General features: G+C 66.3%; 30 protein-coding genes and 1 tRNA gene. 17 read left to right on the top strand and 14 right to left on the bottom strand.

Annotation, left to right across the window (positions count from 1 at the left end):
* Complete coding sequence (locus ACQR03_RS06890) at positions 1 to 1,314, bottom strand: NAD(P)/FAD-dependent oxidoreductase (protein ID WP_315711856.1); 1,314 nt, start codon at positions 1,312 to 1,314, stop codon at positions 1 to 3.
* 367 nt (positions 1,315 to 1,681) lie between these two features.
* Between ACQR03_RS06890 and ACQR03_RS06885 the strand changes: the two genes are divergently transcribed.
* From ACQR03_RS06885 to ACQR03_RS06860, 6 genes are read left to right on the top strand one after another with little or no spacing between them, the layout of a single operon-like run.
* On the top strand, positions 1,682 to 3,136 hold the full coding sequence (locus tag ACQR03_RS06885) for an efflux transporter outer membrane subunit (RefSeq protein ID WP_315712618.1): 1,455 nt from the start codon (positions 1,682 to 1,684) through the stop codon (positions 3,134 to 3,136).
* The gene (locus tag ACQR03_RS06880; RefSeq protein WP_316170210.1) at positions 3,126 to 4,529 is read left to right on the top strand and encodes an efflux RND transporter periplasmic adaptor subunit; all 1,404 of its coding nucleotides are present in this window, start codon (positions 3,126 to 3,128) and stop codon (positions 4,527 to 4,529) included. The genes ACQR03_RS06885 and ACQR03_RS06880 overlap by 11 nt, the downstream gene beginning before the upstream one ends.
* Before the next feature lie 29 nt (positions 4,530 to 4,558).
* On the top strand, positions 4,559 to 7,687 hold the full coding sequence (locus ACQR03_RS06875; RefSeq protein WP_316225494.1) for an efflux RND transporter permease subunit: 3,129 nt from the start codon (positions 4,559 to 4,561) through the stop codon (positions 7,685 to 7,687).
* Entirely contained in the window at positions 7,687 to 10,791 is a 3,105-nt protein-coding gene (locus ACQR03_RS06870) for an efflux RND transporter permease subunit (protein ID WP_316225493.1), read from the top strand. The genes ACQR03_RS06875 and ACQR03_RS06870 overlap by 1 nt, the downstream gene beginning before the upstream one ends.
* A 39-nt stretch (positions 10,792 to 10,830) precedes the next feature.
* Positions 10,831 to 11,568: a tRNA-uridine aminocarboxypropyltransferase gene (locus ACQR03_RS06865; protein WP_315711862.1), complete on the top strand. Its 738-nt coding sequence runs from the start codon at positions 10,831 to 10,833 to the stop codon at positions 11,566 to 11,568.
* 50 nt (positions 11,569 to 11,618) lie between these two features.
* Positions 11,619 to 11,792, top strand: coding sequence for a hypothetical protein (locus ACQR03_RS06860; protein WP_316170212.1), 174 nt, complete (start codon positions 11,619 to 11,621; stop codon positions 11,790 to 11,792).
* Between the two features lie 50 nt (positions 11,793 to 11,842).
* On the opposite strand, the gene ACQR03_RS06855 is transcribed toward ACQR03_RS06860, so the two are convergent.
* A tRNA-Cys gene (locus ACQR03_RS06855) sits at positions 11,843 to 11,916 on the bottom strand.
* Positions 11,917 to 12,242: 326 nt separating this feature from the next.
* Between ACQR03_RS06855 and ACQR03_RS06850 the strand changes: the two genes are divergently transcribed.
* Both ACQR03_RS06850 and ACQR03_RS06845 read left to right on the top strand, forming a co-directional pair.
* On the top strand, positions 12,243 to 12,425 hold the full coding sequence (locus ACQR03_RS06850) for a hypothetical protein (RefSeq protein WP_434841141.1): 183 nt from the start codon (positions 12,243 to 12,245) through the stop codon (positions 12,423 to 12,425).
* A gap of 32 nt (positions 12,426 to 12,457) precedes the next feature.
* Positions 12,458 to 13,237 (top strand): hypothetical protein, encoded by a 780-nt coding sequence (locus ACQR03_RS06845; RefSeq protein ID WP_434841140.1) that lies wholly within the window; start codon positions 12,458 to 12,460, stop codon positions 13,235 to 13,237.
* 43 nt (positions 13,238 to 13,280) lie between these two features.
* Here the strand turns inward: ACQR03_RS06845 and ACQR03_RS06840 are convergent, their stop codons facing one another.
* The 12 genes from ACQR03_RS06840 to ACQR03_RS06785 all read right to left on the bottom strand — a co-directional run bounded on the left by ACQR03_RS06840 (position 13,281) and on the right by ACQR03_RS06785 (position 18,885).
* Positions 13,281 to 14,522 carry a hypothetical protein gene (locus tag ACQR03_RS06840; protein ID WP_434841139.1) on the bottom strand — a complete coding sequence of 414 codons (1,242 nt, stop codon included), beginning with the start codon at positions 14,520 to 14,522 and terminating at the stop codon, positions 13,281 to 13,283.
* Positions 14,522 to 14,764, bottom strand: a complete 243-nt coding sequence (locus ACQR03_RS06835) for a hypothetical protein (protein ID WP_434841138.1) — start codon at positions 14,762 to 14,764, stop codon at positions 14,522 to 14,524. The genes ACQR03_RS06840 and ACQR03_RS06835 overlap by 1 nt, the downstream gene beginning before the upstream one ends.
* 69 nt (positions 14,765 to 14,833) lie before the next feature.
* Positions 14,834 to 15,199, bottom strand: a complete 366-nt coding sequence (locus ACQR03_RS06830) for a hypothetical protein (RefSeq protein WP_434841137.1) — start codon at positions 15,197 to 15,199, stop codon at positions 14,834 to 14,836.
* The gene (locus tag ACQR03_RS06825; RefSeq protein WP_434841136.1) at positions 15,196 to 15,336 is read right to left on the bottom strand and encodes a hypothetical protein; all 141 of its coding nucleotides are present in this window, start codon (positions 15,334 to 15,336) and stop codon (positions 15,196 to 15,198) included. The genes ACQR03_RS06830 and ACQR03_RS06825 overlap by 4 nt, the downstream gene beginning before the upstream one ends.
* Positions 15,333 to 15,737: a hypothetical protein gene (locus tag ACQR03_RS06820; RefSeq protein ID WP_434841135.1), complete on the bottom strand. Its 405-nt coding sequence runs from the start codon at positions 15,735 to 15,737 to the stop codon at positions 15,333 to 15,335. Before ACQR03_RS06820 ends, ACQR03_RS06825 begins: the two co-directional genes overlap by 4 nt.
* A gap of 112 nt (positions 15,738 to 15,849) precedes the next feature.
* Complete coding sequence (locus tag ACQR03_RS06815) at positions 15,850 to 16,059, bottom strand: hypothetical protein (protein ID WP_434841134.1); 210 nt, start codon at positions 16,057 to 16,059, stop codon at positions 15,850 to 15,852.
* A 15-nt stretch (positions 16,060 to 16,074) separates the two neighbouring features.
* Positions 16,075 to 16,233 carry a hypothetical protein gene (locus ACQR03_RS06810; protein ID WP_434841133.1) on the bottom strand — a complete coding sequence of 53 codons (159 nt, stop codon included), beginning with the start codon at positions 16,231 to 16,233 and terminating at the stop codon, positions 16,075 to 16,077.
* Positions 16,230 to 16,727 (bottom strand): hypothetical protein, encoded by a 498-nt coding sequence (locus ACQR03_RS06805; RefSeq protein WP_434841132.1) that lies wholly within the window; start codon positions 16,725 to 16,727, stop codon positions 16,230 to 16,232. Before ACQR03_RS06805 ends, ACQR03_RS06810 begins: the two co-directional genes overlap by 4 nt.
* Before the next feature lie 69 nt (positions 16,728 to 16,796).
* Complete coding sequence (locus ACQR03_RS06800) at positions 16,797 to 16,979, bottom strand: hypothetical protein (protein ID WP_434841131.1); 183 nt, start codon at positions 16,977 to 16,979, stop codon at positions 16,797 to 16,799.
* A gap of 44 nt (positions 16,980 to 17,023) precedes the next feature.
* Entirely contained in the window at positions 17,024 to 17,146 is a 123-nt protein-coding gene (locus ACQR03_RS06795; protein ID WP_434841130.1) for a hypothetical protein, read from the bottom strand.
* A gap of 69 nt (positions 17,147 to 17,215) precedes the next feature.
* Positions 17,216 to 18,157 carry a restriction endonuclease gene (locus ACQR03_RS06790; protein WP_434841129.1) on the bottom strand — a complete coding sequence of 314 codons (942 nt, stop codon included), beginning with the start codon at positions 18,155 to 18,157 and terminating at the stop codon, positions 17,216 to 17,218.
* 8 nt (positions 18,158 to 18,165) lie between these two features.
* A complete protein-coding gene (locus ACQR03_RS06785) occupies positions 18,166 to 18,885 on the bottom strand; it encodes a LexA family protein (protein WP_434841210.1) in 720 nt (239 codons plus the stop codon).
* Between ACQR03_RS06785 and ACQR03_RS06780 the strand changes: the two genes are divergently transcribed.
* The 9 genes from ACQR03_RS06780 (at position 18,884) to ACQR03_RS06740 (ending at position 25,074) form a co-directional block, all read left to right on the top strand.
* Entirely contained in the window at positions 18,884 to 19,099 is a 216-nt protein-coding gene (locus tag ACQR03_RS06780) for a helix-turn-helix domain-containing protein (RefSeq protein WP_434841128.1), read from the top strand. The two genes, ACQR03_RS06785 and ACQR03_RS06780, sit on opposite strands and share 2 nt — an antisense overlap.
* Before the next feature lie 237 nt (positions 19,100 to 19,336).
* The gene (locus ACQR03_RS06775; protein ID WP_434841127.1) at positions 19,337 to 19,504 is read left to right on the top strand and encodes a hypothetical protein; all 168 of its coding nucleotides are present in this window, start codon (positions 19,337 to 19,339) and stop codon (positions 19,502 to 19,504) included.
* A 15-nt stretch (positions 19,505 to 19,519) separates the two neighbouring features.
* Positions 19,520 to 20,017, top strand: coding sequence for an HNH endonuclease (locus ACQR03_RS06770; RefSeq protein WP_434841126.1), 498 nt, complete (start codon positions 19,520 to 19,522; stop codon positions 20,015 to 20,017).
* 10 nt (positions 20,018 to 20,027) lie between these two features.
* Positions 20,028 to 21,383 (top strand): MT-A70 family methyltransferase, encoded by a 1,356-nt coding sequence (locus ACQR03_RS06765; protein ID WP_434841125.1) that lies wholly within the window; start codon positions 20,028 to 20,030, stop codon positions 21,381 to 21,383.
* On the top strand, positions 21,380 to 21,565 hold the full coding sequence (locus ACQR03_RS06760) for a hypothetical protein (RefSeq protein WP_434841124.1): 186 nt from the start codon (positions 21,380 to 21,382) through the stop codon (positions 21,563 to 21,565). The genes ACQR03_RS06765 and ACQR03_RS06760 overlap by 4 nt, the downstream gene beginning before the upstream one ends.
* Positions 21,562 to 21,894, top strand: a complete 333-nt coding sequence (locus ACQR03_RS06755) for a hypothetical protein (protein WP_434841123.1) — start codon at positions 21,562 to 21,564, stop codon at positions 21,892 to 21,894. Before ACQR03_RS06760 ends, ACQR03_RS06755 begins: the two co-directional genes overlap by 4 nt.
* Positions 21,891 to 22,403, top strand: coding sequence for a DUF7220 family protein (locus ACQR03_RS06750; RefSeq protein WP_434841122.1), 513 nt, complete (start codon positions 21,891 to 21,893; stop codon positions 22,401 to 22,403). Before ACQR03_RS06755 ends, ACQR03_RS06750 begins: the two co-directional genes overlap by 4 nt.
* Positions 22,400 to 23,224, top strand: coding sequence for a hypothetical protein (locus ACQR03_RS06745; protein ID WP_434841121.1), 825 nt, complete (start codon positions 22,400 to 22,402; stop codon positions 23,222 to 23,224). Before ACQR03_RS06750 ends, ACQR03_RS06745 begins: the two co-directional genes overlap by 4 nt.
* On the top strand, positions 23,224 to 25,074 hold the full coding sequence (locus tag ACQR03_RS06740) for a DNA cytosine methyltransferase (RefSeq protein ID WP_434841120.1): 1,851 nt from the start codon (positions 23,224 to 23,226) through the stop codon (positions 25,072 to 25,074). The genes ACQR03_RS06745 and ACQR03_RS06740 overlap by 1 nt, the downstream gene beginning before the upstream one ends.
* Positions 25,075 to 25,078: the final 4 nt, after the last annotated feature.

Genomic DNA, 25,078 nt, shown 5'->3' with positions numbered 1-25,078 from the left:
CTATTCCGCAGCCTCGGCGAGCTCGGTGGGAAACCCGCGCCATGGCACGCTCGCGCCGAGCGCCTCCGCCACGGCGAGACCCGAGCGCAGCCCGTCCTCATGGAAGCCGTAGCCGGTCCAGGCCCCGCAGAACCAAGTATGGCGCTGCCCCTGAATCGCTGCCAGGCGCTTCTGCGCCGCAAAGGCCGCAGCCGTATATTGTGGGTGCTCACAGATGTATTTGCCAAAGGTCAGCTCCGGGGCCGGAGCGAAGGGTGGGTTGAGGCTGACGAACAGCGGCTTGGCGTCGTCGATGTCCTGCAGGTTGTTCATCCAATAGGTGACGGCGACGTCGTTCATGGGAACGCCCTCACGCTGCCAGCGCAGGAAATTCCACGAGGCCCAGGCGCGGCGGCGCTTCGGCATCAGCCTGCTGTCACGGTGCAGATAGATCGTGTTGGGCGAATATTTGATCGCACCGAGGATGCCGCGCTCCCGCTCGTCCGCGTCGGTGAGCATCGACAAGGCCTGGTCGCTGTGTGCGGCAATCACCACGTGATCATAGGTGTCCCGACGCCCGCTGCTGTCTTGAACGACGACGCCGTGGGCGGTGCGTTCGATGCTGGTCACGGCGCTGCCGAGCCTGATCTGGTTGCGGAAGCTCGACGTCAGTTTCTCCACATAGCGCCGGCTGCCGCCCTTGACGGTGCGCCAGACCGGACGGTCATATTGCAGCAACCTGTGGTTGCTGAAGAACGCGACGAAGTTCTCGGCCGGGAAGTCCAGCATCTCGGACGCCGGGGCTGACCAGATCGCGGCCCCCATTGGCGCCAGATAGTCGGTGAGCAGTCGCGGGGCGAAATGGTTGCGCCGGAAATAATCACCGAGCGTAAGGCCATGCAGGCGGCCGGCCTTGAAGTCGGCTGTACTCTGCTCGTTGAAGGTCAGGATGTCCCTGAGCATCCAGAGATAGGATGTCGACAGCAGGTTGCTCGGCTGCGCGAACAGCCCCTTGGCGGTGTCGAGCCAGGTGTTTCCGCCACCTTTCCATTCGAAGCGGCCGGCATCCGCGGTGACGGCAAAGCTCATGCTGCTGTCGACCGTCTCGACCCCCAGATGGTCGAACAAGGCGGTGAGCTCAGGATAGTTCAGCTCGTTGTAGACGATGAAGCCGATGTCGACCGAGACCGGAGCGCCGTCATAGTCGATCGTCACGGTATGGCTGTGGCCGCCCGGACGGAGATCACGCTCGTAGACGGTGATCGGATAACGTTTCGCCAGGGACCAGGCCGCGGCGTTACCCGCAATACCCGTTCCGACCACCGCAACTCGCATGAATGCCCCCTGAAGTTCACGTGCAAGTTACGGAGTCCCAGCCAAAGGGTTTCACGGGCGCGCTCGCCGCGTCACACCCCGGCCAAAACGGCATTCGACAGATGAAATCTTGGTAAGGCGGCAGCCGGGGGCCCGTGGCTCTGCCTTCACGAAACTCCGCTGATTTACGGGAGATTCGTCGATTCGGTGGACTTTATCGGCACCATCGCTGCTGGGGCGACGGGGGGGCTGCAGGGCTGTCCGCCGCCGTGGGCTGCGGCTAGAATGATTCCCAAGACTACAGGGAAGCATCACGCCAGTGTCCATCGTGCCGATCGCCGTCGACGAGCCTTGCCGCACGTCCGCTGACCCGCGGATCGTCGCCGGGATGCGGGAGCGCCGTGTGCCGGCTACCCTGCGGCGATTTGTCCACTGGCTGGCGGCGATCGGATTGGCGGCGAACTCGGCCGGCTGCCTGCTGACCCAGGATATTCCCGATCCGGCCCTCGACTTGCCCCAGCGCTACAAGGCGGCGTCCGGTTCCGATATGGCGGCGCCGCCGCCGCTGGATTGGTGGCGCGGCTTCGGATCACGCGAGCTGACCCAGCTGATGGAGGAGGCGCAGAGCGTCAACCTCGACATTGCCGCTGCTGTGGCAAGGTTCCGGCAGGCCGATGCGCTGGCGCGGCAGGCCGGCGCGGCGCTGCTGCCAAGCCTGTCGAGCACGGGGCAGGAGACCTATTCGCGCACGTCCGGGTCGAGCTCCAGCGGGCTCACCAATGGCGGCCGCGAGGTCGTCAATTACCAAGCCTCGCTCTCTGCGAGCTACCAGCTCGACTTCTTCGGCCAGAATCGCGACGCGCTGCAGGCGGCCGAGGAAACCGCGGTAGCCAACCGCTTCGACCGCGACGTCACGCAGTTGACGACGCTTGCCACCGTCGCCAATGCCTATTTCCAGGTGCTGGCCGCGCAGGATCGGATTCGGACGGCTGAGCGCAACATCGCCAGCGCCACGCGTGTGCTCGATGCCATCCGCGAGCGGCAGAAGGCTGGCACCGGCAACGATCTCGACGTCGCGCAGCAGGAGAGCGTGCTCGCCAATCAGAAGGCGGCGGTGCCGCCGCTGCGCCAGACGCTCGATCAGAACGTCAATGCCCTGGCCGTGCTGGTCGCGCGATCGCCCGAAGGCATTCGGGTCATTGGCGGCTCGCTCGATCAGATCAGGACTCCGCGGGTCACGCCTGGTCTGCCGTCGGAGATCCTGACGCAGCGTCCGGACATCCGCCGGCAGGAGGCCCAATTGGCATCGGCAACGGCCAATGTCGGCAGCGCGCGGGCGCAGTTCTTTCCGAGCATCCAGCTCACGGGCAACGGCGGCTACCAGAGCGCGGCACTGGTGTCGCTGTTTCAGCCGCATGCGGCGTTCTTCAGCCTCGCCGGCAGCCTGACCCAGCCGATCTTCGACGGCGGCCGGATTCTGGGCAACTTCGAGAACGCCAAGGCGCGGCAGGATGAACTGCTGCAGACCTACCGCAAGACCGTGATCCAGGCCTTCACCGACGTCGACAATGCGCTGTTCTCGATCAAGCAGACCACGATCCGACTGCAATTGCAGCGCCAGGTCGTCGCCGCCTCGCGGCGTGCGTTCGAATTGTCGGAGCAGCAGTTGCGCGCGGGAACTGCCGACATCGTGACCGTCTTGAATACGCAATTGACGCTGTTCCAGGCCGAGGACGCGCTATCGCAGGCGCAACTGGCGCGCCTGCAGGCGTTTGTGAGCCTCTACCAGGCGCTCGGCGGCGGCTGGGAGCCGCGCATGGAGAAGTCGGCCGATGCTCTTTAAACCGGACGAGAAGGGAGCAGCGGCAGTGAAGCGCGCGCGGTCCAGCGTGGCACGGCGACTGGTGTCGATCGCGATCACGCTGCTGATCCTCGGCGGCCTCGGCTATATCGGCTGGTCGGCGATGCAGCAGAAGCAGCAGGCCAATAACCGCTTCGCGCGGCCCGACCTTCCCGTTCCGGTCCTGGCTGCCTCGCCTGCCATCAAGGACGTGCCGGTCTATCTCGACGGCGTCGGCGCGGTGCGCGCGCTGAACACGGTCACGGTGCGCTCGCAGGTCGACGGCAAGCTGATCGCGGTCAATTTCGTCGAAGGGCAGGACGTCAAGAAGGGCGACGTGCTCGCGGAGATCGATCCGGCGATCTATCAGGCGCAGTACGATCAGGCCGTTGCCAAGAAGGCGCAGGACGAGGCGCAACTCGCCAACCAGAAGCTCGACCTCGCCCGCTACGAGCAGCTCGCCGCCAGCAATGCCGGCTCCAAGCAGCAGGCCGACACGCAGCGCGCGGTGGTGGCGCAGCAGCAGGCGCTGATCAAGGCGGATCAGGCCGCGATCGACAATGCGGCGACGACCTTGAGCTACACCAAGATCGTGGCGCCGCTCTCCGGCCGCGCCGGCCTGCGCCAGGTCGACCAGGGCAACATCGTTCATGCCTCTGACGCGACCGGCCTCGTCGTCATCACGCAGCTGCAGCCGATTGCGGTTCAGTTCAGCCTGCCCCAGCAGCAGATCATGCGCGTCAATGCGGCCGCCGCCAAGGGACCGCTCGCCGTCGACGTGTTCGGCAATGACGGCGTCACCGTCATTGACACCGGCACGTTGCGGGGCATCGACAACCAGGTCGATCAGACGACGGGCACGCTGAAGCTGAAAGCAGAATTCCCCAACGGCAGATTTCAGCTCTGGCCGGGACAGTTCGTCAATGTCCGCCTCAAGGTCGAGACCCTGTCGCAGGCGATCACGGTGCCGACGTCGGCCGTGCAGCGCGGGCCGGCAGGTACGTTCAGCTACGTGATCGGCGAGGGCGACATCGTCTCTGCGCATCCGGTGGCGGTCGTGCAGCAGAATGAGAGCGAGGCCGTGATCGCGAGCGGCTTGAGCCCCTCGGACCGTGTGGTGACGACAGGCTTTGCCAACCTCGCCGAGGGCGTCAAAGTGGTGGTCGGGCGCGCCGAGCAGACGCCGCAGGCCGATCTGGCGCCACGCAAACGCGGCCGCAATCCGCAAGCAAAGGATCAAGGCAAGGACCAGGCCAAGGAGGGCGGAGCTCCGCCTGACGGCGCGCCGAAGGACGGCGAGCTGCGTCGCAGGCCTCAGGCCGCGGGCCAGACCGATGCCGGTGCAGCGCCCCAGGGAGGGAGTGAAGCAGGTCGCGGCGCGAAGGCGCAGCCATGACGCGACCGCAAGAGTGACGAGCAGTCGCGATGAGCGTCTCCGAACCCTTCATCCGCCGTCCTATCGCGACCTCGCTGCTCGGCGTCGCGCTGCTGATCGGCGGGCTGCTCGGCTATCTCGCGCTGCCGGTCTCGGCGCTGCCGCAGGTCGACTTCCCGACCGTCCAGGTGACGACGCAACTGCCGGGCGCCAGCCCCGATGTGATCGCCTCGCTGATCACGGCGCCGCTGGAGCGCCAGCTTGGCCAGATCCCGTCGCTCTCGGCGATGAACTCGACGAGCTCGTTCGGCGTCAGCCAGATCTCGCTGCAGTTCGATCTCGGACGCGACATCGATGGCGCCACGCAGGACGTCCAGGCGGCGATCAATGCCGCCGCCGGCGTCTTGCCGAAGTCGCTGCCCTATCCGCCGACCTACGCCAAGGTCAATCCGGCCGACGCACCGGTCATGACGCTCGCGCTGACCTCGGACACGATCTCTTTGCGCGCGATGAGCGACATGGCCGACACGATCCTGGCGCAGCGGCTGAGCCAGGTCTCCGGCGTCGGCCGCGTCTCGGTGCTCGGCGGACTCAAGCCCGCGGTGCGCGTGCAGGCCGACCTGGCGCGGCTCGCCGCCTATGGCATCTCGATGGAGGACCTGCGCGCCGCCATCGCAGGCGCCAACGTCTCCGGTCCCAAGGGGTCGCTCGACGGTGCCCAGCAGGCCTATCTGATCACGGCCAACGACCAGATCGGAGCCGCCGACGCCTACAAGCCGATCATCATCGCCTACCGCAACGGCTCGCCGGTCACGATCGGCGATGTCGCAACGATTATCGATGGTCTGGAGAACGATCGGACCGGCGGCTGGTACCAGGGTGTCCCTGCGGTCATCCTCGACATCCAGCGCCAGCCGGGTGCCAACGTCATCGAGGTCGTCAAGCAGATCCGTGCCGAGATCCCGAAGCTGCAGCGCACGCTTCCCGCCGGCGTGAAGCTCGCCATCGTCAGCGATCGCACCGTGACCATCCGCGCCTCGGTGCACGACGTGCAGTTCACGCTGGTGCTCAGCGTGGTGCTGGTGACGCTGGTTGTGCTGCTGTTTCTGCGCTCGCTGCGCGCCACGATCATCGCCGGCGTCGCGCTGCCGCTGTCGCTGATCACGAGCTTCGGCGTGATGTACTTCGCCGGTTTCAGTCTCGACAATCTCTCGCTGATGGCACTCACCATCGGCACCGGCTTCGTCGTCGACGACGCCATTGTGATGATCGAGAACATCGTGCGCCACATGGAGAATGGCGAGAGCGCGATGAACGCCTCGCTGCGCGGCGCGCGCGAGATCGGCTTCACCGTGATCTCGCTGACCGTGTCGCTGATCGCGGTGTTCATTCCGCTGCTGTTCATGTCCGGGCTTGTCGGTCGCATGTTCCGCGAGTTCGCGTTGACCTTGACGATCGCAGTCGTGACGTCGGCGGTGGTCTCGCTGACCCTGACGCCGATGATGTGCTCGCGGCTGTTGAAGCATGCCAGCGAGGAATGGGTGCTGCCGGGGCTGAACGCCATCAGCCGCTTCATCGACCGCACGGTAGCGGTCTATCACCGCAGCCTGCTCTGGGTGCTCGACCGCCAGACCGAGACGCTCGTCGTGACCTTCGCGACCTTGGCGGCGACCTTGGCGCTCTACGTCGTCGCGCCCAAGGGCTTCCTGCCGCTGCAGGATACCGGCTCGATCACGGCGGTGACCGAAGCCGGCCCTGACGTGTCGTTCGCCGAAATGAAGAAGCGTCAGGCGGACGTCGCCGCCGCGATCCAGGCTGACCCCGACGTCGTCGGCGTCGTCTCGGTGATCGGCGCCGGATCGGTCAATCCGACCACCAATGTCGGCCGTCTCGTCATGACCTTGAAGCCACTTGGCGAGCGGCAGGACGGGGTCGCCGAGGTGATCGACCGGCTGAAGCAGAAGACCTCGGGCGTGCCCGGCATGACCGTGTACTTCCAGCCGGTCCAGGACGTGCAGATCTCGACCCAGGCGAGCCGCTCGCAGTACCAGTACACGCTGACCGGTGCCGATGCCGCCGAGGTGTCGAAATGGGCGAGGCAGCTTGTCGGAGAAATGCGCCGCGACCCTCTATTCCGCGACGTCTCCTCCGAAGCCCAGGAGGGCGGCCTGCGCGCGGAGCTGACCATCGACCGCCAGCGCGCCGGCCAGCTCGGCGTCAGCCTGCAGGGCGTCACCGACACGCTCAATGACGCCTTCGCGCAGCGGCAGATCTCGACGATCTACGGCCAGGCCAACCAGTACCGCGTGGTGCTGGAGGCGCTGCCGATGTATCAGCGCGACCCGTCGGTCCTGTCGAAGCTCTATCTGCCTGGCGCCGGCGGCCAGGTGCCGCTCTCTGCGGTGGCAAGCCTCAAGCGCACCACGGCGCCGCTGGCGATCTCGCATCAGGCGCAGTTTCCGGCGGTGTCGCTGAGCTTCAACCTCGCGCCCGGCGCGGCGCTCAGCGAGGCGGTCGACGCGCTTCATGCGACCGAGAACCGCATCGGCATGCCCGGCAGCATCATCGGCGTCTATTCGGGCGATGCCGCCGAGTTCGCCAAGTCGCTGGCCGGCCAACCCTGGCTGCTGCTCGCGGCCGTGGTTACGATCTACATCGTGCTCGGCGTGCTCTATGAGAGCTACATCCATCCGATCACGATCCTGTCGACGCTGCCATCCGCCGGCGTCGGCGCCATCCTGGCCTTGATGCTGTTCGGCCAGGATCTCTCGGTGATCGGCCTGATCGGCATCATCCTCCTGATGGGCATCGTCAAGAAGAACGCGATCATGATGATCGACTTCGCGCTCGAGGCGGAGCGTCACGAAAACCGCACCCCCTACGACGCGATCGTGCAGGCGTGTCTCCTGCGCTTCCGCCCGATCATGATGACGACCCTGGCCGCGCTGTTCGGCGCGCTGCCGCTGGCGATCGAGAGCGGCACCGGCTCGGAGCTGCGCTTTCCGCTCGGCATCTCCATCATCGGCGGCCTGCTGCTCAGCCAATTGCTGACGTTGTACACGACGCCGGTCATCTATCTCGCGCTCGACCGCATCAATCGTCGCTTCGAGCGCGCGCTGCCGCCGGCGCCGAACCTGCCGTCGCCGCCGATCGCAGGTGCGACCGAAGGCATCCAGTGATGGCCTCGATCTCCGAGCCGTTCATTCGCCGGCCGGTCGGCACCACGCTGCTCTCGATCGGCTTGTTCCTGGTCGGGATCGTCGCCTATATCTTCCTTCCCGTCGCGCCGGTGCCGAACGTCGATTTCCCCGCGATCTTCGTCAGCGCGTCGCGCCCGGGTGCGGACCCGTCCGTCATGGCGGGGACGGTCGCGGCGCCGTTGGAGCGGCGGCTCGGCGAAATCGCAGGTGTCGACCAGATCACATCGACGAGCTCGCTCGGCACCACCAACATCCAGATCCAGTTCTCGATCGGCCGCGACATCGACAAGGCCGCGCGTGACGTCCAGGCGGCCATCAACGCCTCGCTGTCGGACCTTCCGAGCGACCTGCCGGCGCTGCCGCGGTTCCGCAAGGCGAACACGGCCGCGGCTCCCGTATTCGTTCTGGCCCTGACCTCGAAGACGATGACGCCGAGCGCGATGTACGACGTCGCCGACACCGTTCTGGCGCAGCGTCTGTTCCAGGTGCCCGGCGTCGGCAATGTCACGGTCAGCGGCGCCGATCAGCCTGCCGTGCGCATCGCACTCAATCCGGTCTCGCTCGCCAATGCCGGGATTTCGACCGACGATGTCCGGACGGCGATCATCAATGCCAATCCGATCGGGCCGGTCGGCATCTTCGAGGGCGCGCGGCAGAGCGAGACCATTGCCATCAACAGGCAGATGCGCAGCGCGGCCGAATTCCGCGACATCCTGATCAAGAGCAGCAATGGCAGCTTCGTGCGGCTGTCGGATGTCGCCGACGTCGAGGATTCCGTACGCAACGTGCGTTCGATCGCCTGGTTCAACAAGCAGCCGGCGGTGCTGATCCAGATCGCGAAACAGGGCGACGCCAACGTGATCGAGACCGTCGACCGTGTGAAGGCGCTGATCCCCGAGCTCAAGCAATGGCTGCCGGCTGGCATCGAGATCGCCACTCTGGTCGATCGCACAGGGACCATTCGCGCCTCGGTCGAGGACATGCAGTGGACCTTGCTCGCGACCGCCGTGCTGGTGATGGTCGTCGTGTTCCTCTTTCTGCGCCGCCTGGTGCCGACGGTCGCGGCCGGCGTCTCGGTGCCGCTGGCGCTCGCCGGCACCTGCGCGGCGATGTGGCTCGCAGGCTTCTCGATCGACAATCTGTCACTGATGGCGCTCGCGATCTCCGTCGGCTTCGTCGTCGACGACGCCATCGTCATGATCGAGAACATGTACCGCAATCTCGAGCATGGCCTGTCGCCGATGCGCGCCGCGCTCGACGGCGCCCGCCAGATCGGCTTTACCGTGTTGTCGATCAGCCTTTCCTTGATTGCGGCCTTCGTGCCGTTGATCTTCATGGACGGCGTCGTTGGCCGTCTCCTGCGTGAGTTCTCGCTGACGCTGACCTTCGCAATCGTCGTGTCGACATTGGTGTCGCTGACGGTGACGCCGATGATCTGCGCGCATTACATCAAGGAGACGCTGTCCGATCGTGCCACCTGGTTCGACCGTATCGTCGAAGGCGCGCTGTCCGGCATGGTCCGCTTCTATGCCTGGACGCTGCGCGGCGTGCTGGTTTATCCGTTTCTCACCCTGATCGTGTTCTTCGCCACCATCGCGCTCACGGTGACGCTCTACATCAAGGTGCCCAAGGGCTATTTCCCGACCGACGATTCCGGCTTCGTCATCGGTGCGACGCGCGCCTCGGCCGACATCTCGTTCCAGTCCATGCTTGGTCTGCAGCAGCGGCTCGCCGACATCGTGATGGCCGATCCCGCCGTGGCCGGTATCGGCTCGACGATCGGGGGCGGCGGCGGGCCGGGTGGCGCGACGTCCAACCGCGGCACCATGTTCATCAATCTCAAGCCCCCGGCGGAGCGCGAGGGCGTCTCCACTGAGCTCGTGATCAACCGCCTCAGGCGGAGCCTCGCGACGGTCCCCGGCATTCGGCTCTTCATGTTCGCCGCGCAGGACGTGCGCACCGGCGGCCGTCAGAGCGATTCCGACTATCAGTACACGTTGAGCAGCCCCGATCTCGACCTTCTGCAGAAATGGGCGCCGATTGTCGCCAAGCGCCTGGAGACGGTTGACGGCATCACCGACATTTCCAGCGACCGCGATCCCGGTGGCCTGCAGCTCGCGCTGCGGATCGACCGACAAAAGGCGGCGAGCCTCGGCGTCCGCGTCCAGGATATCGACAACGCGCTCAACAACGCCTTCGCGCAACGCCAGATATCGATCGTCTACAGCCAGCGCAACCAGTACATGGTCGTGCTGGAGATCGACCCGAAATTCCAGACCGATCCCTCCAATCTCGACCGCATCTATGTGGCCGGGGCAGGGGACGCGCAGGTGCCGTTGTCGGCGCTGGTCAAGGCCGAGCGTGGCCTGTCACCGCTGGCGGTGTATCACTCGCAATCGTTCCCTTCGACCACCGTGTCGTTCAACCTGCTGCCGGACGTGCCCTTGCAGACCGCGACCGCCAACATCCAGCGCGCCGTCGACGAGCTGCACATGCCGGAGGGCATCCGCGGCAGCTTCGACGGCAATGCCGGGGACTTCAACAAGAGCAGCGGCCGCCAGCCGCTCTTGATCCTGTTCGCCCTGGCCGCGATGTATATCGTGCTCGGCGTGCTCTATGAGAGCCTGGCGCATCCGCTGACCATCATCTCGACCCTGCCGTCGGCCGGGCTCGGCGCGCTGCTCGCTTTGCAGGTCACCAACACACCGCTGACAGTGATCGCCTTCGTCGGCATCATCCTGTTGATCGGCATCGTCAAGAAGAACGGCATCATGCTCGTCGATTTCGCGCTCGAGGCCGAGCGCCAGCGCGGCATGTCCTCGGCCGATGCGATCTTCGAGGCCTGCCGGGTGCGCTTTCGCCCGATCCTGATGACGACCCTCGCCGCGCTGTTCGCCGGCCTGCCGCTGGTGATCGCGACCGGTCCGGGCACCGAGCTGCGCCGCCCGCTCGGCATCACCATCATCGGCGGGCTGCTGGTGTCGCAGATCCTCACCCTCTACACCACGCCGGTGATCTACCTGCTGATCGACCGGCTGCGCCGCCGCTCGACCCCGGAGCCGCTCGCCGCGCCCGCTGAATGAGCCGTTGTGGCCCTGTCCGCGGGCGCGTATAGCCGCCGCATGCCAGAACCACACGACCATCCGCCGCTCGCCACCGAGGCGCCGCCCGATTGCCCGCGTTGCCAGAAACCGCTGCCGCTGTGCATCTGCGACAGCGTCACACCGCTGGAGAGCCGGCTGGGGCTCCTGATCCTGCAGCATCCGCAGGAGCAGGATCGCGCGCTCGGCACCGCGCGGCTCGCCGCCCTGCATTTCAAGAACGCGGTGGTCAAGGTCGGGCTATCCTGGCCGAGCCTCGCCAAGGCACTGGGACGGCCGGTCGCCGATCCCGCGCGCTGGGCCATTCTCTATCTCGGCTCGGCGAAGGCGGCCGAGCTCGATCCCGAGAGCGAGGTGGTCGCGGTGACCCGCAAGGGTGAGGTCGCCGACAACCAGCGCGCCATCCTCAAGTCGATCGAGGGCGTGATCCTGCTCGACGGCACCTGGAGCCAGGCCAAAGCGCTGTGGTGGCGCAATCCGTGGATGCTGAAATGCCAGCGCGTGATCCTCGGGCCGCGGCAGCCGTCGCGCTACGGCCGGCTGCGCCGCGAACCGCGCCGCGACGGGCTGTCGACCATCGAGGCTGCCGGGATGCTGATGGCCGCGCTGGAACGGCGGCCGGAGATTGCCACGGCCCTCGACGCGAGCTTCGAGCGCATGCTGGCGCGGTATCGGGAGGTGGAAAAAGCGCAGCCGGAGCTCACGCCCCGCCCAAAGGCCCGCAAGCCGGATTGGCGCAACCGTAAACGGCGGGTTTAGGAACCGGAGGTACGCTTCTTGCATTGCAGCATGGAACGAGGATGAGAGCCATGCCGGAAGCAGAAAAGTCCAACGTGGTGCAGCTCCGGGATTACGCGCCCCGGCTGGCCGGCAGATCCGGCTCGGATCGGACGGGCGTCTCGGCCGGTGAACGAGGGGCAATTCTGACTTGGCCGCGCGCGCAGGTCAGCTATCCCGGCGGCATCGACGATCTGCCCATCTAGCGCCGGTTCGCGGCCCCAATGGGTAGTCCAACCGCTTGATCTTGATTGAGTGGAGGCCACGACCAGAATTGAACTGGTGTAAACGGTTTTGCAGACCGCTGCGTAACCACTCCGCCACGTGGCCCCAACGACGCGGATCGATATAGGACATCAAGGGGTTAGGCAACCGACTTGTTTCGTTCTCCCGGTGTTTCTGAAACCCAGTAACAGCGTAAGTTCTGAAACTTCGCCGGGGTCTTTGTCCATGTCCCTGCCGAAGGCTGTAACTTTGTTTCGATCAGGCCTTGTGTTGCTAGAAAACAACATGAATTAACCATATCTAAAGGTTAATAATGGAACCTCAATGAACGCTCGGAAGTGTATTGCCGACGTATTCGGCGAGTGGCATCGTGGTTCGAACAAATCGTTAACAATCGAGTTGTTTTATGCTCGGTTGTTCGGGAGAGCGCAATGCTGGTTACGATGCATAATTCTGAATTGGTCAGAAAGCTTGTAGCCCTCGCCGATGGTGACATCGATCTGGTTCAACGGGCTGTTCGCGCATCCTCCAAGGATGGCCAAGCGGCTGATCTTGAAGCCGTGGTAAACTTCATCGTGCAGGAGCAAAAAGCTCGCGCCAAAGCTGTGGCTTGAAGCTTTTTCTGGTATAGCTGTGGTCCATGTCAGTGGCATGGACCACCATTGTTATAATTGCGCTGTTGTTTCCGGGCGTATTTTTTTTTCTAGGCCTGTCCTCGACGGAGCGCTTTTCCAGAGAAGTCGTTCGCAGCAGCGCGATCGGCGACGTAGGCTTGGCTGTTCTGGTATCATTGCTTCTCCATCTGGTTGCCTACGCAATCCTATCCCCTGCGGGATTCGATCTCGCCCACTTCTTGGAACCAGCTCTTCAGTACGACAAATCGCCCAATCTCGCTGCAGTTATCACGTCAGTGGTCTGGGCCGCCAGCTACACCATTGTCATGGCAGGAGCCGGATATTTGGTAGGGGTGTGCGCAGCTACGCTGCCGTTCCTTGCCCGCCATAAATGGATTACGACTGTTAACAGGTCCATGCAGGACGGTATCGTAACCGCCTATGTCATGACCACGACCGTCCAGAACGGGCGCGCCTTGATGTATAAGGGCGTCTTGTCAGAGTTCTACCTGACACTGGATGGAAGCCTCACGTATGTGATTCTGAAAAGCTGCTCGCGCTTTTTCATGACGATGGACGGCGACCGTCCTACAACGACGGAGCAGTACAACCTATTCGGCAGCGCGACGGATCGAAGGGACAAGCAATCTTGGGACTACCTTTTCATCGATGCAAAGAACATTGCCAACGTGCTTTTTGATCCAAGCCCAGAAATCAAAACCACGAATGCTGGCAATGAAGCTCTGGAAAAAGCTTTGGCTGAACTAACAGCCGTTATCGAACGTCGCTTGGCGAATGGAGCAATCAAGTAAATCCAAACGACGCCTTACTGTGAATCTCTACGGCCTGCTGAGCTTATGCCGTGCTAGCAAGTGAAGCCGAACCGGCGATGCGATAGGCGTGGCGCTTACGGGTCGCTGCGAGAGCGCGCTTCTCGGTTCGCTTAGCGTAGCCTTCATAGGCCTTTGAACGATGTGCCGAGAGCGCGCGGCCCTGGCCGTCGGTGAGCTCGGCCTCCTCGAGCTCGGTCATGCCGCCGTGGCGGCAGGCGTCGAGCGTGAACGTGGCAGGCAGGCCGAGCCGCTCACGCAGCGCCCGCACCAGGCGGGCCATGCTCATGTTGTCCCATTTGCGCGGGCCGATCGGCGCCGGGCGATCGCGCATGACGATACCGAGACCCAGGCGCGGGACACGCGCGAGCACTGCTTCGGCCTCCTCGTAGAACAGCGTGCGGCCGTCGGCCGTGGTCTCCTCGAGCGGATGCAGGACCATCTCGCCGGTCTTGTGGTGCTCGATGCGGATCTGCGTCGGCGCGCGCGGGCCGCGATAGTCGTTCCAGGTCACATAGCCCGCCAGCACGTTCTCCGGCCGCTGCAGCCACTCGAAACAGATCACCGCCGCAGCCGCCGCATCGGGATGACCGGCGTCCAGCGCGCCCCACGCGAAGGTGTAGACCTCCTCGCGTGTAGCCGCCGGCTTCGTCGCCTTGCGGCGCCGGGTCATCGCGACGCCTTCCCAGGGATTCCAGACGCCGTCGCGGAAGAGGCCGGGGTGCAGCCGGTGCACGACTTTCCAGGCGTGGCGCGCGATCGCGACCGCCTTCTCGGCCGTGCGCGGGCGTGCGGCCTTGCCGACGCGGACCGGCGTGTCGCGGATCCGGGCATAGAGCTTGTCGGCGCCGTCGGGGGTGATCGTCGTGATCAGGCGGTCGCCGATGCGGGTGCCGCTCTTGCCGCGGATGTCGCACAGGAGATGGATGGTGCGCTCATGGTCCGGCGCGGTGCGCGGGGACACGCGCTCACGCCAGTCGTTCGACGCCTTGTAGGTCTCGAACAGCCAATCGACGGTGCCGGTCGCGGCTTTCGGCCCAGCGATGACGGGAGCCCCGCGGCGTGCCTGGTCCCATTCGTCGAACAGGCCGTTGAGGGTCGTGGCCCTGCCGATCATCGCATCGTAGTCGGCGCCCAGCGCGGTCTCGTGCTCGCGATGCAGGGTGCAGCCGAGCTTGCGGTAGTAGCTCGGCAACGTCCAATAGAATCGGAGGCCATCGCCCACGGGCTTCTGCGTCACGAAGCGCGGAAGGGGGCGGGCCAACATCACAGGTCCAGCGCGACGTCCGCCGCGATGTCTTGGTCTGGGGTGGGCTGGATCGCCCGGTCGAGGTCCGCCTTCGCCCATATCTGCCGGCGCCCTTGCTTCACGACAGGCTGGGGATAGGACCCGGCCTTGACCTGGCGCAAGAAGACATCAACGGACGCCTCCCCGCAATAGGCGGCGGCAAGGTCCGCCGGCATACGTGGCGGCCAGGATCCGGAGGGATAGGCAATGGGGCGGCTCATGCTCGTCTCGCGCGATTGCGCCTGCGCAGATTTGCGCAAGCACTCAGACGGAATAAGTGATGGGAGACGTCATCCGCGCGGCTCCGAGCTGCTAGCCGGCGCCTCGCCGATGCTGTCGGGCTGCGGCCAGGCGCCGAGGAACTGCCGCATCAGCGCCTCGCTGGAAAAGCCGAACCAGGTCCAGCCGTGGACGGTGGCGCAGCCGCGCTGCCAGTCGCCGGTGCGGCCGTGGATCGGCGAGGCTGCCTGGCCGAACGCGTCGTGGCACCAATGGATGATGTTGTGCTCGCGGATTTCGTCGCAGCGGCCGGTGTAGGCCTCGACCATCCATGGCGTCGGCGTCCACACCTCGCGCATGATCGCGCTGCGCTCGGCATCGCCATAGTCGAAGGCCATGGCGCGGCGAAAGAGGTCGGTGCCCGCAATCTCGCTCACTGGCAGCCTCCGCCGACGCTGACGCAGGCCGGCGGCAGGTCGGACACCGCGCGCTGAATGGCGCTGGCGCCGAACCAGATGAAGCCGACGATCATGGCGATGCCGACGATTTCGCCAAGCCGCTCGAAGAACGTCATGAGCCCGGCTCCCCGATCGGGCGTCCGCGCACAGTGGCGATGAGATTCGCGCGATCTTCGGACGTGAGCTCGCGCAGGTAATGGACCTTGGCCCAGCCACCACCGAACTCGACGGCCGGCTGCGGCTGATCGGTGGACGGCTTGTCGTAATGCGCATCGAGCAGCTCCAGCGCGCGGCGCAGGGTCACGCGCAGGTCGCGCTTGCCCCAGAACGTGACCGCGGCGCTGTCGTCATCGCCGGGGCGGTGGATGAAGGGGCCCTGATACTGCTGGCCGTCGACGGTCGCGGGCAGCTCGAGATAGATGCGCAGGCCCGTGAAGGCGTGGCCCTCGATCTCCTTGGCGATGATCTCGATGCGCGGCTCGTCCGGCATCTCCTCGGCGTAGACATTCACGCGCATCGGTCAGTCTCCTGAAGGGTTTGCCCCCGACGCTGCGGTGGGCGTCGAGGGCGACGGGATTTCCGTGTGGAAATGATCTGCGGGAGCGAGCCATCCGGCCTCTCCCTCCTCGTCATGGGGCCATGGCGCCTCCGTCAGTCGTGGATGGACTGACCGGGATCACCCGGCCGTTCCGGATCTCGGCGCGGCGGCTGGCGACGAGGCGGTCGACGACCGCATCGGAGATGCGCTTGGCGCCGAAGCGCCAGCCGCCGCGCGGGCCACGCTCGAAGGGGCTGAGTTCGAGCAGGCGGAGGTGATTGAAGCGTGTGCCCCGGGCCATCAGCGCGGCTCCCGATCAGTTGCTGCGGCAGTCGGTGAGCAGGGCGGCAATCGAGCCGCGCGTGCAGGGCGGACGTTCGGTTGGGTGCTCCGGAATAATGGTCGCCATCATGACGGCGCCGAGCAGCAGCACGGTGCAGGCGGCGGCGAACGCCAGGCAGAGGCGGCCGATCATCGGCTGATCCTCTTCGGCGCGGCGGCGTGCAGCTCGCGCGCGCGCGCTCGCGCGCGGGCGACCAGGCGGCCAATGTCGCGGTGGCCGTGGCCGCGGTTCGACAGGGTCAGGATCGCCTGCTGCTCGCAGCCGAGCGCGCCGGCCTGCACCAGGTCCTGCGCCATGATCTCGATCTTGGCGGCGGTGAATCCATCGGCGGAAGGCGGCGAGCTGAGCGAGCCGTCGATCAGCGGGATGATGGCGATCGGACGCATCGGCGGCTTCTGCATGGCCGTGGCGACAGCGGCGAGCTGCGCGGCGGAGATGGCCTGATCGAGCAGCAGATCGGCGTGGCGGCCGTAGCCGTGGCCGATCAGGCAATCGAATGCGGCAGGCCTGTCGTTGATGGCGCCGGCGTCGATCAGGCGTTGCGCCATCTGCGCAACCATCGCTTCGCGGCGCTGTTTCCATGCGCGTGCGGCGTCGATCGAAAATGAAGACGAGAAGGCGGACATGACAATCCCCTCGAAAAAGGCGGCGGCCGAGCTGTCCTGGGAGAAAACCCGGCCGCCAGTCTTGGAGGTTCAGGAAGCGCTCGCGCGGGCGGGCAGGGTGATGACGAGGCCGGGCCAGTCGAGCGCCGGCGCGTCATCAAGCGCGCGCAGCCGCGCGTCGCGGAAGGCCTCGACATGCGCGGCGTGGTCGAGCGCATCGGCGCCGAGCAGCTTTGCGATCAGGTCCAGCGCGGTCTGGATGCGGTCGGTCATGGCAAGCCCCCGGGGCGGGATGAGCGGGAGAGGTGACCGGGGCCTCAGGCCCCGATCTCCTTCCTCAGCGCGTCCAAGTGGGCCTCGAATTCGGCCGGGGTGATCTTGCCCTCGGCCTCCGCCTGCATCAGGCGCTGCATCTGCTGGTCGATCTGGGCTTGGGCCATGTCAGGTCTCCCGTGGTGATGGGAGAACTCTACCCCAATTTGGGGTTATGTCAACACCATATTGGTGTATCAATCAAAGGTTGGATTTGAATGGTGCCATGTCACCAGATCGGCCATGCCGATCAGCACGATCCTGTCGGTCATTCCGGCCGATTGGATGGCCTCTTCGCTGAACGCCGAGGTGGTGACGACATAGCCACGATAGGCGCCTTGCTCCTCGATGACGCCCTTGAACTGCTGCACGACGGGGCGTCCGACCTTGTTGTCCGGCGCGTTGCGCTTGCATTGCACAACAATCAAACCGTTCGGATGCAGCGCGCCACCGTCCATCCCGAAGTCGTTGGATTGCGGTGTTACCCATGCCTGCAGGCCGGCGGCTTCGAAGAAGCTCATCACGTGCCGCTCGAACGCGAACGGTGTCATTGCGAGCAAGGATGCGGCGAGATCGCTCATGTCGGCGGAGAACTCAGGCGTCGCCGGCTGCGCACGCATGGTCGCCTTGAACGCAGCGCTGGCGCGGCGCAGCCGCTCATCGGCGATGATCGCGCCGACGATGCCGGCGATATCGGATCGCGCGTCGGGATTGCGCGCGAGCGCTTCGATGATGGCGGTGACGCCGGATGCACCGATGAAGACCAGCAGCAGCGCCGGCAGGCCGATCGCACCGCCGAGCGCGGCGATACCGACTGCTTGGCCGCCGAGCACCGGCGAGAGCGCGAGCGTCGCCGGAATGGCGATCTTGACAGGCAGCGGCAGCGACGCGTGCCGATAGTTGCGCACGGTGGCGGTGACGCTGCCGGCGACGCCGCGAAGCACGGCGCGGGAGTCGATCATCGCCGACAATTCGCGGCTTTTATGCAGCTGCGTGCGGTCCGAGGCCAGTACGTCGCGCGATTGCTGCAGCCACTGGATGATGGCGGTCCTATCATCCGCCCGCGTGCTGCTCTCGATCGCCTTGCGGAATGCGCCGACGACCCAGTTGCGGATGGCCTGCGTTGCGCGATCGAGCATGGCGTGCCTCAGAGCAGGTCGTGGATCACGCGGCCGACGCGGCCCAGGCAAACCATGCCATCGACCATCGGCAGCGTCTCATGGTCCGGGTTGGTCGAATAGGGTTGCAGGCGCGGTGGATTGCCGGACCGGTAACGCTTGAATGTCGCCTCGCCGTCGGCGTTAGCGAAGACGTAGAACTTCTCATTGGCGAGCCGCTGATCGGCGAGATTGAGGCAGATATAGCTCCCCTCCGGGGCGACCCGATCCATCGAATCCCCGGCCACCTCCAGGATGACCCAGTCACCCTTTGGCAGGTCGGCGAGATGAACATATTTGCGGACATCGGACTTTCGCACGCCTTCCTGGGCGACGAGCCTTCCGGCGCTGCCCCAAGACAACAGCGGGGCACGCGTTGACCTCAGATTGGGGAAGACGAGCAGCTCGGGCGTGGTCAGGAGTACGGGCGCAAGTTTTTCGGCCCAATAGGCCGTCATCTCCCGCTCGCCATTGTAGAGCTTGCTGATCTGCTGCTGGCTGGTGCCGGCCGCCTTGGCGAGCTTCGCCTGGCTCAGCTCGGCCATCCGAGCCATGGCGTCCGGTAGTCCGTTGGGAAATTTGCCTTTCATCGGGCCAGCTGGCCCCAAATTGGTGTGAACGGCAAACACCACGTCGGTGTACGACGCTTGCGAATCAACCCCAAACTGGTGTTGAACTGTCGCCATGCGATTCGACGACTGGATGATCATGCGCAAGCTGACCAACCCCGCCTTTGCCCCGCGCATCGGCAGGACGGCGGAGGCGGTGCGGCGCTATCGCGCCGGCGAGCGCGAACCCGATCAGGACACCATGCGCGTGATCTTCGTGGAGAGCGACGGGCTGGTGACGCCGAACGATTTCGTCGGCGTTGGCTATCGGCCCGAGCCGCCGGCGTCGCCTGGTAAGGAAGGTGCTCTGTCATGACCCGGACCGTAGCCACGCATCGCGACAGCCGTCTAGCCGGTCAGGGGCGCCGCGCAGGCCGATTTTTGCGCCTGTGGATATCTGCTTCGGCGCGGGCGCTGGCCGCCGTTCGTCCCACCTGTGCACGGCTGTGGAAAAGCGAATCCGGTCCTGCATTTCAAGGGGTTTTTGCGCGGGTCACCGGCGCGACGGCGCTCGGCGTCACGGGAAACTAACAGGGCACGGGGGGCAGGGGGCATGGAGACGTTCTACTGGCTGGCAATCGGCGCATTGGCGCTCGCCGCGGTCGGCGTGCTGCTTTGGGACAACGCGCATGCGATGCATCCGGGCGTGGAGCCCGAACCGTTCTCTCCTGCGCCGTCGCCGGACCGCATGCGCTTCGAGCACATGGACGGGGTGCTGTGATGGCGGCGCCCGCTGATGAGCATCGCTTTCAGTCCGATCGAAGCCGCCGCGGCGCTCGATCTGTCGGGCACGCCGTTCGATCTGTCTGCGACGCCTTGGCGCAAGATCCTGCTGTCGGCGCGCGAGGATATCTGGACCTTGGTCGATGCGCAGGACCACGCCTTTCTGTCGCAATGGACCTGGAACGTCTGGCATGGCGGCGCCCGCGGCAAGTGGAAGCGCTACGCCAAGCGAAACACCGGGCCGGACCGCGCGACGGTGCGGATGCATCGCGAGATCATGATGCGGGCCGAGCCGCGCTCAGCCCGCTTCATGGCGTGCCATCACGTCGACCACATCAACGGCAATGCGCTGGACAATCGCCGCGCCAATCTGCGCTGGGCGACGCCACGGCAGAACGCCGCCAATCGCCAGGTGCGCGCCTTCGTTCCGCCGCTCGACCAGGTCCTGCGCCAGCTGCTCGCGTCGCTGCCGGAGCACGCGGCGCCGGGGCTGGCGGAGATTCCGTTCTGAGGGGGTGCTGATGTTCCTCGCGCCGGGCCACGCGCCGCTCAGGCCGCATCCGTTCGCCAACCTGTTTCCGATGCTGTCGGAGGCGGAGCTCGCCGAGCTGGCCTCCGACATCGCGGCCAACGGCCAGGCCGAGACGGTCAAGCTGCACAAGGGGATGATCCTCGACGGCCGCAACCGCTATGCGGCCTGCGCGCTGAAGCGGCTCGGCGTGAGCACCGAGATCTTCGAGGGCGACGATCGCGCCGCACTCAACTGGGTGATCTCGAAGAACCTGAAGCGGCGGCATCTCAACGAGAGCCAGCGCGCGATGGTCGCGGCCAAGCTCGCCACGCTCAGGCTCGGCGACAACCAGCACAGCCTGCGCAGATCTGCGCAAGGCGCGCCCGACCTGCTGGCGCCGGTCGCGCCGCCGCCTGCGGCCCGCGTCGACATCTCGCAGAGCGAGGCGGCGGCGACGCTCAACGTCAGCCGCCGCCTGGTGCAGAGCGCCGAGAAGGTGCGCGACGAGGCGGTGCCGGAGATCATCGCCGCCGTCGAGGCCGGCACGGTCGCGGTCTCGGCCGCAGCCGAGATCGCGGCGCGGCCGAAGGACGAGCAGGCCGCCTTGCTCGCCGAGCTGCCGCGCGATGCCGAGGGCAAGCTGACGCCGGAGGCCAAGAAGCAGGTGCGCGCGATCGCCAAGGAGGTCCGCGCCGAGGACCAGGCCGCCAAGCGCGAGAAGCGCGCCGCCAAGGAACGCGAGCTCGGCGGGCGCATCGCGACCCTGCCGGTCGTCAAGGCCGGCGTGGTGTTGTCGGATTTCGAGTGGCACTTCGAGGTCTACAGCGATGCAACCGGGATGGATCGCCATGCGGCGAACCATTACCTCACCGCCGCCGAGTGCGACACCGCGGAGGCGATCGTCGACCGCCAGCGCGAGCGGATGTCGGTCGCCGCCGACGATTGCGTCCACTTCATGTGGGTGCCGGCATGCTTCGTTCACATCGGCCTGCGCGTGATGGAGCTGCAGGGCTTCACCTACGTCACGCAGTTCGTCTGGGTGAAGCCCGGCATCGGCACCGGCTATTGGGTGCGCGATGCGCATGAGGTGCTGCTGATTGGCGTGCGCGGCAAGGTGCCTGCACCGGCGATGGGCACGCAATTCCGCTCCGTCATCGACGCGCCGCGCGGCGAGCATTCGGCCAAGCCGGACGCCCAGTACGAGATCATCGAGGCGTATTTCCCGACCTTGCCGAAGATCGAGCTGAACGCGCGGCGCGCGCGGCCAGGCTGGATTGCGTGGGGGAATGAGGCCCCGCCGATGCCGGAGGCATCGGCGAAGGCGCCGGCTCCGAACTCCGACACCGATGAGGAGCAGGCGGCATGACCGAACACATCCACGGTCCGAACCGCCTGGTGCCCAGGCCGGATGCCGACGGCGTCGCGCGCAAGGCCGAGATCCTGCGCAGCCGCGCACTGCATGACGTCTATGAGGCGACGCCACAGCGCGCCGGCCTCTGCGATTTCGACGCCTGGGGCATGGACGTCATCGAGGGGAGGCGGGCGTGAGCGATGAACAGTCACCAGTCCTGAATCCCTGGCAGCCGATGCGTCGGCCGATCGATCTGAAGCACCTCGGCAAGCTGATCGAGGAGCTCAACGAATGCGGCAGCGCCGCGGCGCGTTGCGTCATCCAGGGCATCGATGAGCGCGAGCCGGTGACCGGCAAGCTGAACCGCGAATGGCTCGAAGACGAGATCGCAGATGTCATCGCCAACATCAGACTCGTGACCGAACATTTCGGTCTTGATGAAGAGCGTGTCCGCATGCGCGTGGGGCGGAAACGCGACCATCTGCGCGCCTGGCACGCGATGCTGAACGGCGAGGCGGCATCATGAAGCAATCCCGCATGATGTCCGCGATCGAGACTGTCGCCTCGACCGCAACGGGTTTTGGCCTCTCGCTGCTGCTGCAATGGCTCGTGCTGCCGCCGCTGCTCGGCCATCCCGTGCCGTTCACGGTCAACCTGGCCTTTGCCGCCGTCATGACCGTCGCCTCGCTGGCGCGGCAATACGTGCTCCGGCGCCTCTTCGAGGCGCTGCATATCCGCCGGCCGCTGTCGCCGTTCGTGCAGGCCGGGATCGCCGAGCGCTTCCGCCAGATCGAGCAGGAAGGCTTTTCGATCGAGCATGACGATCGTTATCCGCCGGGCGAGCTGGGCCGCGCCGGGGCGATGTACGCGCTCTATGCCGGCACCTCGTCAACGACGCCGCCGCATGACTGGCCTTGGCCCGGCGAGTGGTGGAAGCCGGCCGGCCGGCGCCGCGATCTGGTGCGCGCATTCGCGCTGATCGTGGCCGAGGGCGAGAAGTTCGATCGCGACCGCAAGCGGGGGAGGGGATTGTGAGCTTCATCGAGATCGAGAAGCGCAAGGGCGCGGGCACGCTGAAGCCCGAGGTCACCGTGTCGTTCTCGCCGCGTGGCGGGGGAAAGCCGTGCTGCACCATCGTGCTGCGCGCGGACTTCCTGGCGCGCAGCGGCTTTGGCGATGCGGAGACCTACCGCGTCGCGGTCGATGCCGAGAACGACAAGATCAAGCTGTGGCCCGATACGACCGGCAGCTTTTCGTCGCAGGCCCGCCAGCGCGACGGCGCGCGGCTCGTCTCGCTCGGGCACGTCGTCTCCTTCGGCGCCCGCCAGCACAAACGGAAGCCCTGCGCCGTCGCGCTGGTGGAGGGGGCTGCCGTTCTCACGCTGCCTGCCCTGGGTGATGATGCTCGCGGCGACGGCGGTGCCAGTCTTCCCTCTCCCCCTGCGGGAGAGGGTGACGACGCGCGCGGCGCGTCGGCGGGTGAGGGGTGTCTCTCGGCGAATCCCGCTGTCGAGGCAACCCCCTCAAAACCTGCCACCGCCAAGCCGCCCGCGGCCGCGCAGATGGTCGAATTCCCCGAGCTGACAATCAACCTCGCGGAGGGCCACGAGAGCGTCACGCGCAATGGCGCGAGCCTTTCCGTCTCGCCCCGCGGCGCGCGCCTGGTTGCGGCGCTGGCGCGGGTGATGCCGAACTGCGTCGGCGATGACTTCCTGATCCAGCGGCTGTGGGACAAGAACCCGGCCGGCGGCACGGCGTCGCTGGAGATGGTGATCGCCGATCTCAAGAGGCTGAAGACGCTCGGCCTGGAGATCCGCAACCAGCGCGGCATCGGCCGGCAGTTGGTGGTGGTCTGATGCGCACGCTCTCGCTCGACAACCTCTACGGCGATGTCTCGGGCGTTGGCGGCAGCGCTGCGTTCAACCCCGATCTCGAGGAAGAGATCGAGGTCGACGACTTCGCCGGGGGCGGCGGGGCGTCGACCGGCATGGAGCAGGCGCTCGGGCGCTCGCCGGCGGTCGCGATCAATCACGATGCGGTAGCGCTGGCGATGCACGCGGTCAACCATCCCGCGACCGTGCACCTCACCAGCGACATCTGGAAGGTCGACCCGAAGCAGGCGACGGGCGGCCGGCCGGTCGGGCTCCTCTGGGCCTCGCCGGACTGCAAGCACTTCTCCAAGGCGAAGGGCGGCAAGCCGCGCAACAAGAACATCCGCGGCCTTGCCTGGGTCGTGGTGCACTGGGCCAACGTCGTTTCGCCGCGCGTCATCATCCTGGAGAATGTCGAGGAGTTCCAGGATTGGGGGCCGCTCGGCGATGACGACCAGCCGTGCCCTCTCCGCAAGGGCGAGACGTTTGCGCGCTGGGTCGCGCAGTTCGAGCGGCTCGGCTACGCCGTCGCCTGGCGCGAGCTGCGCGCCTGCGACTACGGCGCGCCGACGATCCGCAGGCGGCTGTTCCTGATCGCGCGCCGCGATGGCCGGCCGATCGTCTGGCCGCGGCCTTCGCACGGCGATCCGGCGTCGGAGGCGGTGCGGTCGGGCGAGCTCGAGCCGTGGCGCGCGGCGGCCGAGATCATCGACTGGTCGCTGCCATGCCCGTCGATCTTCGACAGCACCGAGGAGATCCGCGACAAGCTCGGCCTGCGCGCCAACCGTCCGCTGCAGCCGGCGACGATGGCCCGCCTCGCCAAGGGCGTGAAGCGCTACGTCCTCGACGCGGCCGAGCCGTTCATCGTGAGCCTGACCCACCAGGGCGGGGCGCGGGCGCAGGGCATAAGCGAGCCGATCGCAACGCTGACTGGGGCGCATCGCGGCGAGAAAGCGCTGGTGGTGCCGCTGATCAGCCACGCGCAGCAGGGCGGCCGCAGCAGGCCTGCGGACGCGCCGCTGCACACGGTGACGGCGTCGCGCAAGGACCAGAACCAGGTCGCGGCCGTGCATCTGTCGGTGATGCGCAATGCCGACAAGCCGCAGCAGGGCGCCGACAGGCCTACGCATACCATCACCGCCGGCGGCGCGCACATGACGGTCGCCGCGGCGTTCCTGGCGCAGAACAACTACGCCGAGCCCGGCCACGACGTGCGCGAGCCGCTGTCGACAGTGGAGGCGAAGGGCTCGACGCAGTCGCTGATGCTGGCGAGCCTGTCGCATCAGTACGGTTCCGGCGGCGGCGAGGGCGACCCGTCGATGCCAGCGCGCGCCGTGACCGCCGAGGGCCAGCATCATGCCGTGGTCGCGGCTTACTTGCAGAAATACTACGGCGCCGACCAGGATCCTGATCTCGGGGGGCCGCTGCACACGGCGACCACCAAGGCCCGCTTCGGCCTGGCGCAGGCGCTGCTCGAGCTGCCCCCGTTCACCGCGGCGCATGCCGCACGCGCCCGAAAGGTTGCGGACTTCCTGCGCGCGCATGGCGCCTGGGACGAGCGTGAGTTTGTCACGCTGACGATCGCCGGCGTCGAGGTCGTGATCACTGATCTCGGCATGCGCATGTTCACCCCGCGGGAGCTGTTCGCCGCGCAAGGCTTTCCGGCCGGCTACGTCATCGATCGCCGGCCGGACGGCTCGCCGATTTCGAAGACCGAGCAGATCAGCAAATGCGGCAACAGCGTCTCGCCGCCGGTCGCGAAGGCGCTGGTCAGCGAAAACTACAAGCCGGAGCTGGCGGCGCGGCGGGTCGAGGTGATGGAGGCGGCGGAATGAAAGG

The organism is Bradyrhizobium sp. HKCCYLS3070 (assembly GCF_051167575.1).
Lineage (GTDB): Bacteria > Pseudomonadota > Alphaproteobacteria > Rhizobiales > Xanthobacteraceae > Bradyrhizobium.
The sequence above is the reverse complement of the archived record's forward strand: the minus strand, read 5'-3'. Positions and strand labels throughout refer to the sequence as shown.

Bases quoted from the DNA above. Each gene is read 5' to 3' on its own strand.
- ACQR03_RS06870 (WP_316225493.1), top strand. From the start codon at position 7,687: ATGGCCTCGATCTCCGAGCCGTTCATTCGCCGGCCGGTCGGCACCACG.
- ACQR03_RS06865 (WP_315711862.1), top strand. From the start codon at position 10,831: ATGCCAGAACCACACGACCATCCGCCGCTCGCCACCGAGGCGCCGCCC.
- ACQR03_RS06820 (WP_434841135.1), bottom strand. From the start codon at position 15,737: ATGCGCGTGAATGTCTACGCCGAGGAGATGCCGGACGAGCCGCGCATC.
- ACQR03_RS06790 (WP_434841129.1), bottom strand. From the start codon at position 18,157: ATGCTCGATCGCGCAACGCAGGCCATCCGCAACTGGGTCGTCGGCGCA.
- ACQR03_RS06785 (WP_434841210.1), bottom strand. From the start codon at position 18,885: ATGATCATCCAGTCGTCGAATCGCATGGCGACAGTTCAACACCAGTTT.
- ACQR03_RS06835 (WP_434841138.1), bottom strand. From the start codon at position 14,764: ATGAGCCGCCCCATTGCCTATCCCTCCGGATCCTGGCCGCCACGTATG.
- ACQR03_RS06795 (WP_434841130.1), bottom strand. From the start codon at position 17,146: ATGGCCCAAGCCCAGATCGACCAGCAGATGCAGCGCCTGATGCAGGCG.
- ACQR03_RS06800 (WP_434841131.1), bottom strand. From the start codon at position 16,979: ATGACCGACCGCATCCAGACCGCGCTGGACCTGATCGCAAAGCTGCTC.
- ACQR03_RS06840 (WP_434841139.1), bottom strand. From the start codon at position 14,522: ATGTTGGCCCGCCCCCTTCCGCGCTTCGTGACGCAGAAGCCCGTGGGC.
- ACQR03_RS06780 (WP_434841128.1), top strand. From the start codon at position 18,884: ATGCGCAAGCTGACCAACCCCGCCTTTGCCCCGCGCATCGGCAGGACG.
- ACQR03_RS06890 (WP_315711856.1), bottom strand. From the start codon at position 1,314: ATGCGAGTTGCGGTGGTCGGAACGGGTATTGCGGGTAACGCCGCGGCC.
- ACQR03_RS06875 (WP_316225494.1), top strand. From the start codon at position 4,559: ATGAGCGTCTCCGAACCCTTCATCCGCCGTCCTATCGCGACCTCGCTG.
- ACQR03_RS06885 (WP_315712618.1), top strand. From the start codon at position 1,682: ATGCGGGAGCGCCGTGTGCCGGCTACCCTGCGGCGATTTGTCCACTGG.
- ACQR03_RS06810 (WP_434841133.1), bottom strand. From the start codon at position 16,233: ATGATCGGCCGCCTCTGCCTGGCGTTCGCCGCCGCCTGCACCGTGCTG.
- ACQR03_RS06815 (WP_434841134.1), bottom strand. From the start codon at position 16,059: ATGGCCCGGGGCACACGCTTCAATCACCTCCGCCTGCTCGAACTCAGC.
- ACQR03_RS06805 (WP_434841132.1), bottom strand. From the start codon at position 16,727: ATGTCCGCCTTCTCGTCTTCATTTTCGATCGACGCCGCACGCGCATGG.
- ACQR03_RS06860 (WP_316170212.1), top strand. From the start codon at position 11,619: ATGCCGGAAGCAGAAAAGTCCAACGTGGTGCAGCTCCGGGATTACGCG.
- ACQR03_RS06760 (WP_434841124.1), top strand. From the start codon at position 21,380: ATGACCGAACACATCCACGGTCCGAACCGCCTGGTGCCCAGGCCGGAT.
- ACQR03_RS06775 (WP_434841127.1), top strand. From the start codon at position 19,337: ATGGAGACGTTCTACTGGCTGGCAATCGGCGCATTGGCGCTCGCCGCG.
- ACQR03_RS06880 (WP_316170210.1), top strand. From the start codon at position 3,126: ATGCTCTTTAAACCGGACGAGAAGGGAGCAGCGGCAGTGAAGCGCGCG.
- ACQR03_RS06765 (WP_434841125.1), top strand. From the start codon at position 20,028: ATGTTCCTCGCGCCGGGCCACGCGCCGCTCAGGCCGCATCCGTTCGCC.
- ACQR03_RS06770 (WP_434841126.1), top strand. From the start codon at position 19,520: ATGAGCATCGCTTTCAGTCCGATCGAAGCCGCCGCGGCGCTCGATCTG.
- ACQR03_RS06740 (WP_434841120.1), top strand. From the start codon at position 23,224: ATGCGCACGCTCTCGCTCGACAACCTCTACGGCGATGTCTCGGGCGTT.
- ACQR03_RS06825 (WP_434841136.1), bottom strand. From the start codon at position 15,336: ATGACGTTCTTCGAGCGGCTTGGCGAAATCGTCGGCATCGCCATGATC.
- ACQR03_RS06850 (WP_434841141.1), top strand. From the start codon at position 12,243: ATGCTGGTTACGATGCATAATTCTGAATTGGTCAGAAAGCTTGTAGCC.
- ACQR03_RS06750 (WP_434841122.1), top strand. From the start codon at position 21,891: ATGAAGCAATCCCGCATGATGTCCGCGATCGAGACTGTCGCCTCGACC.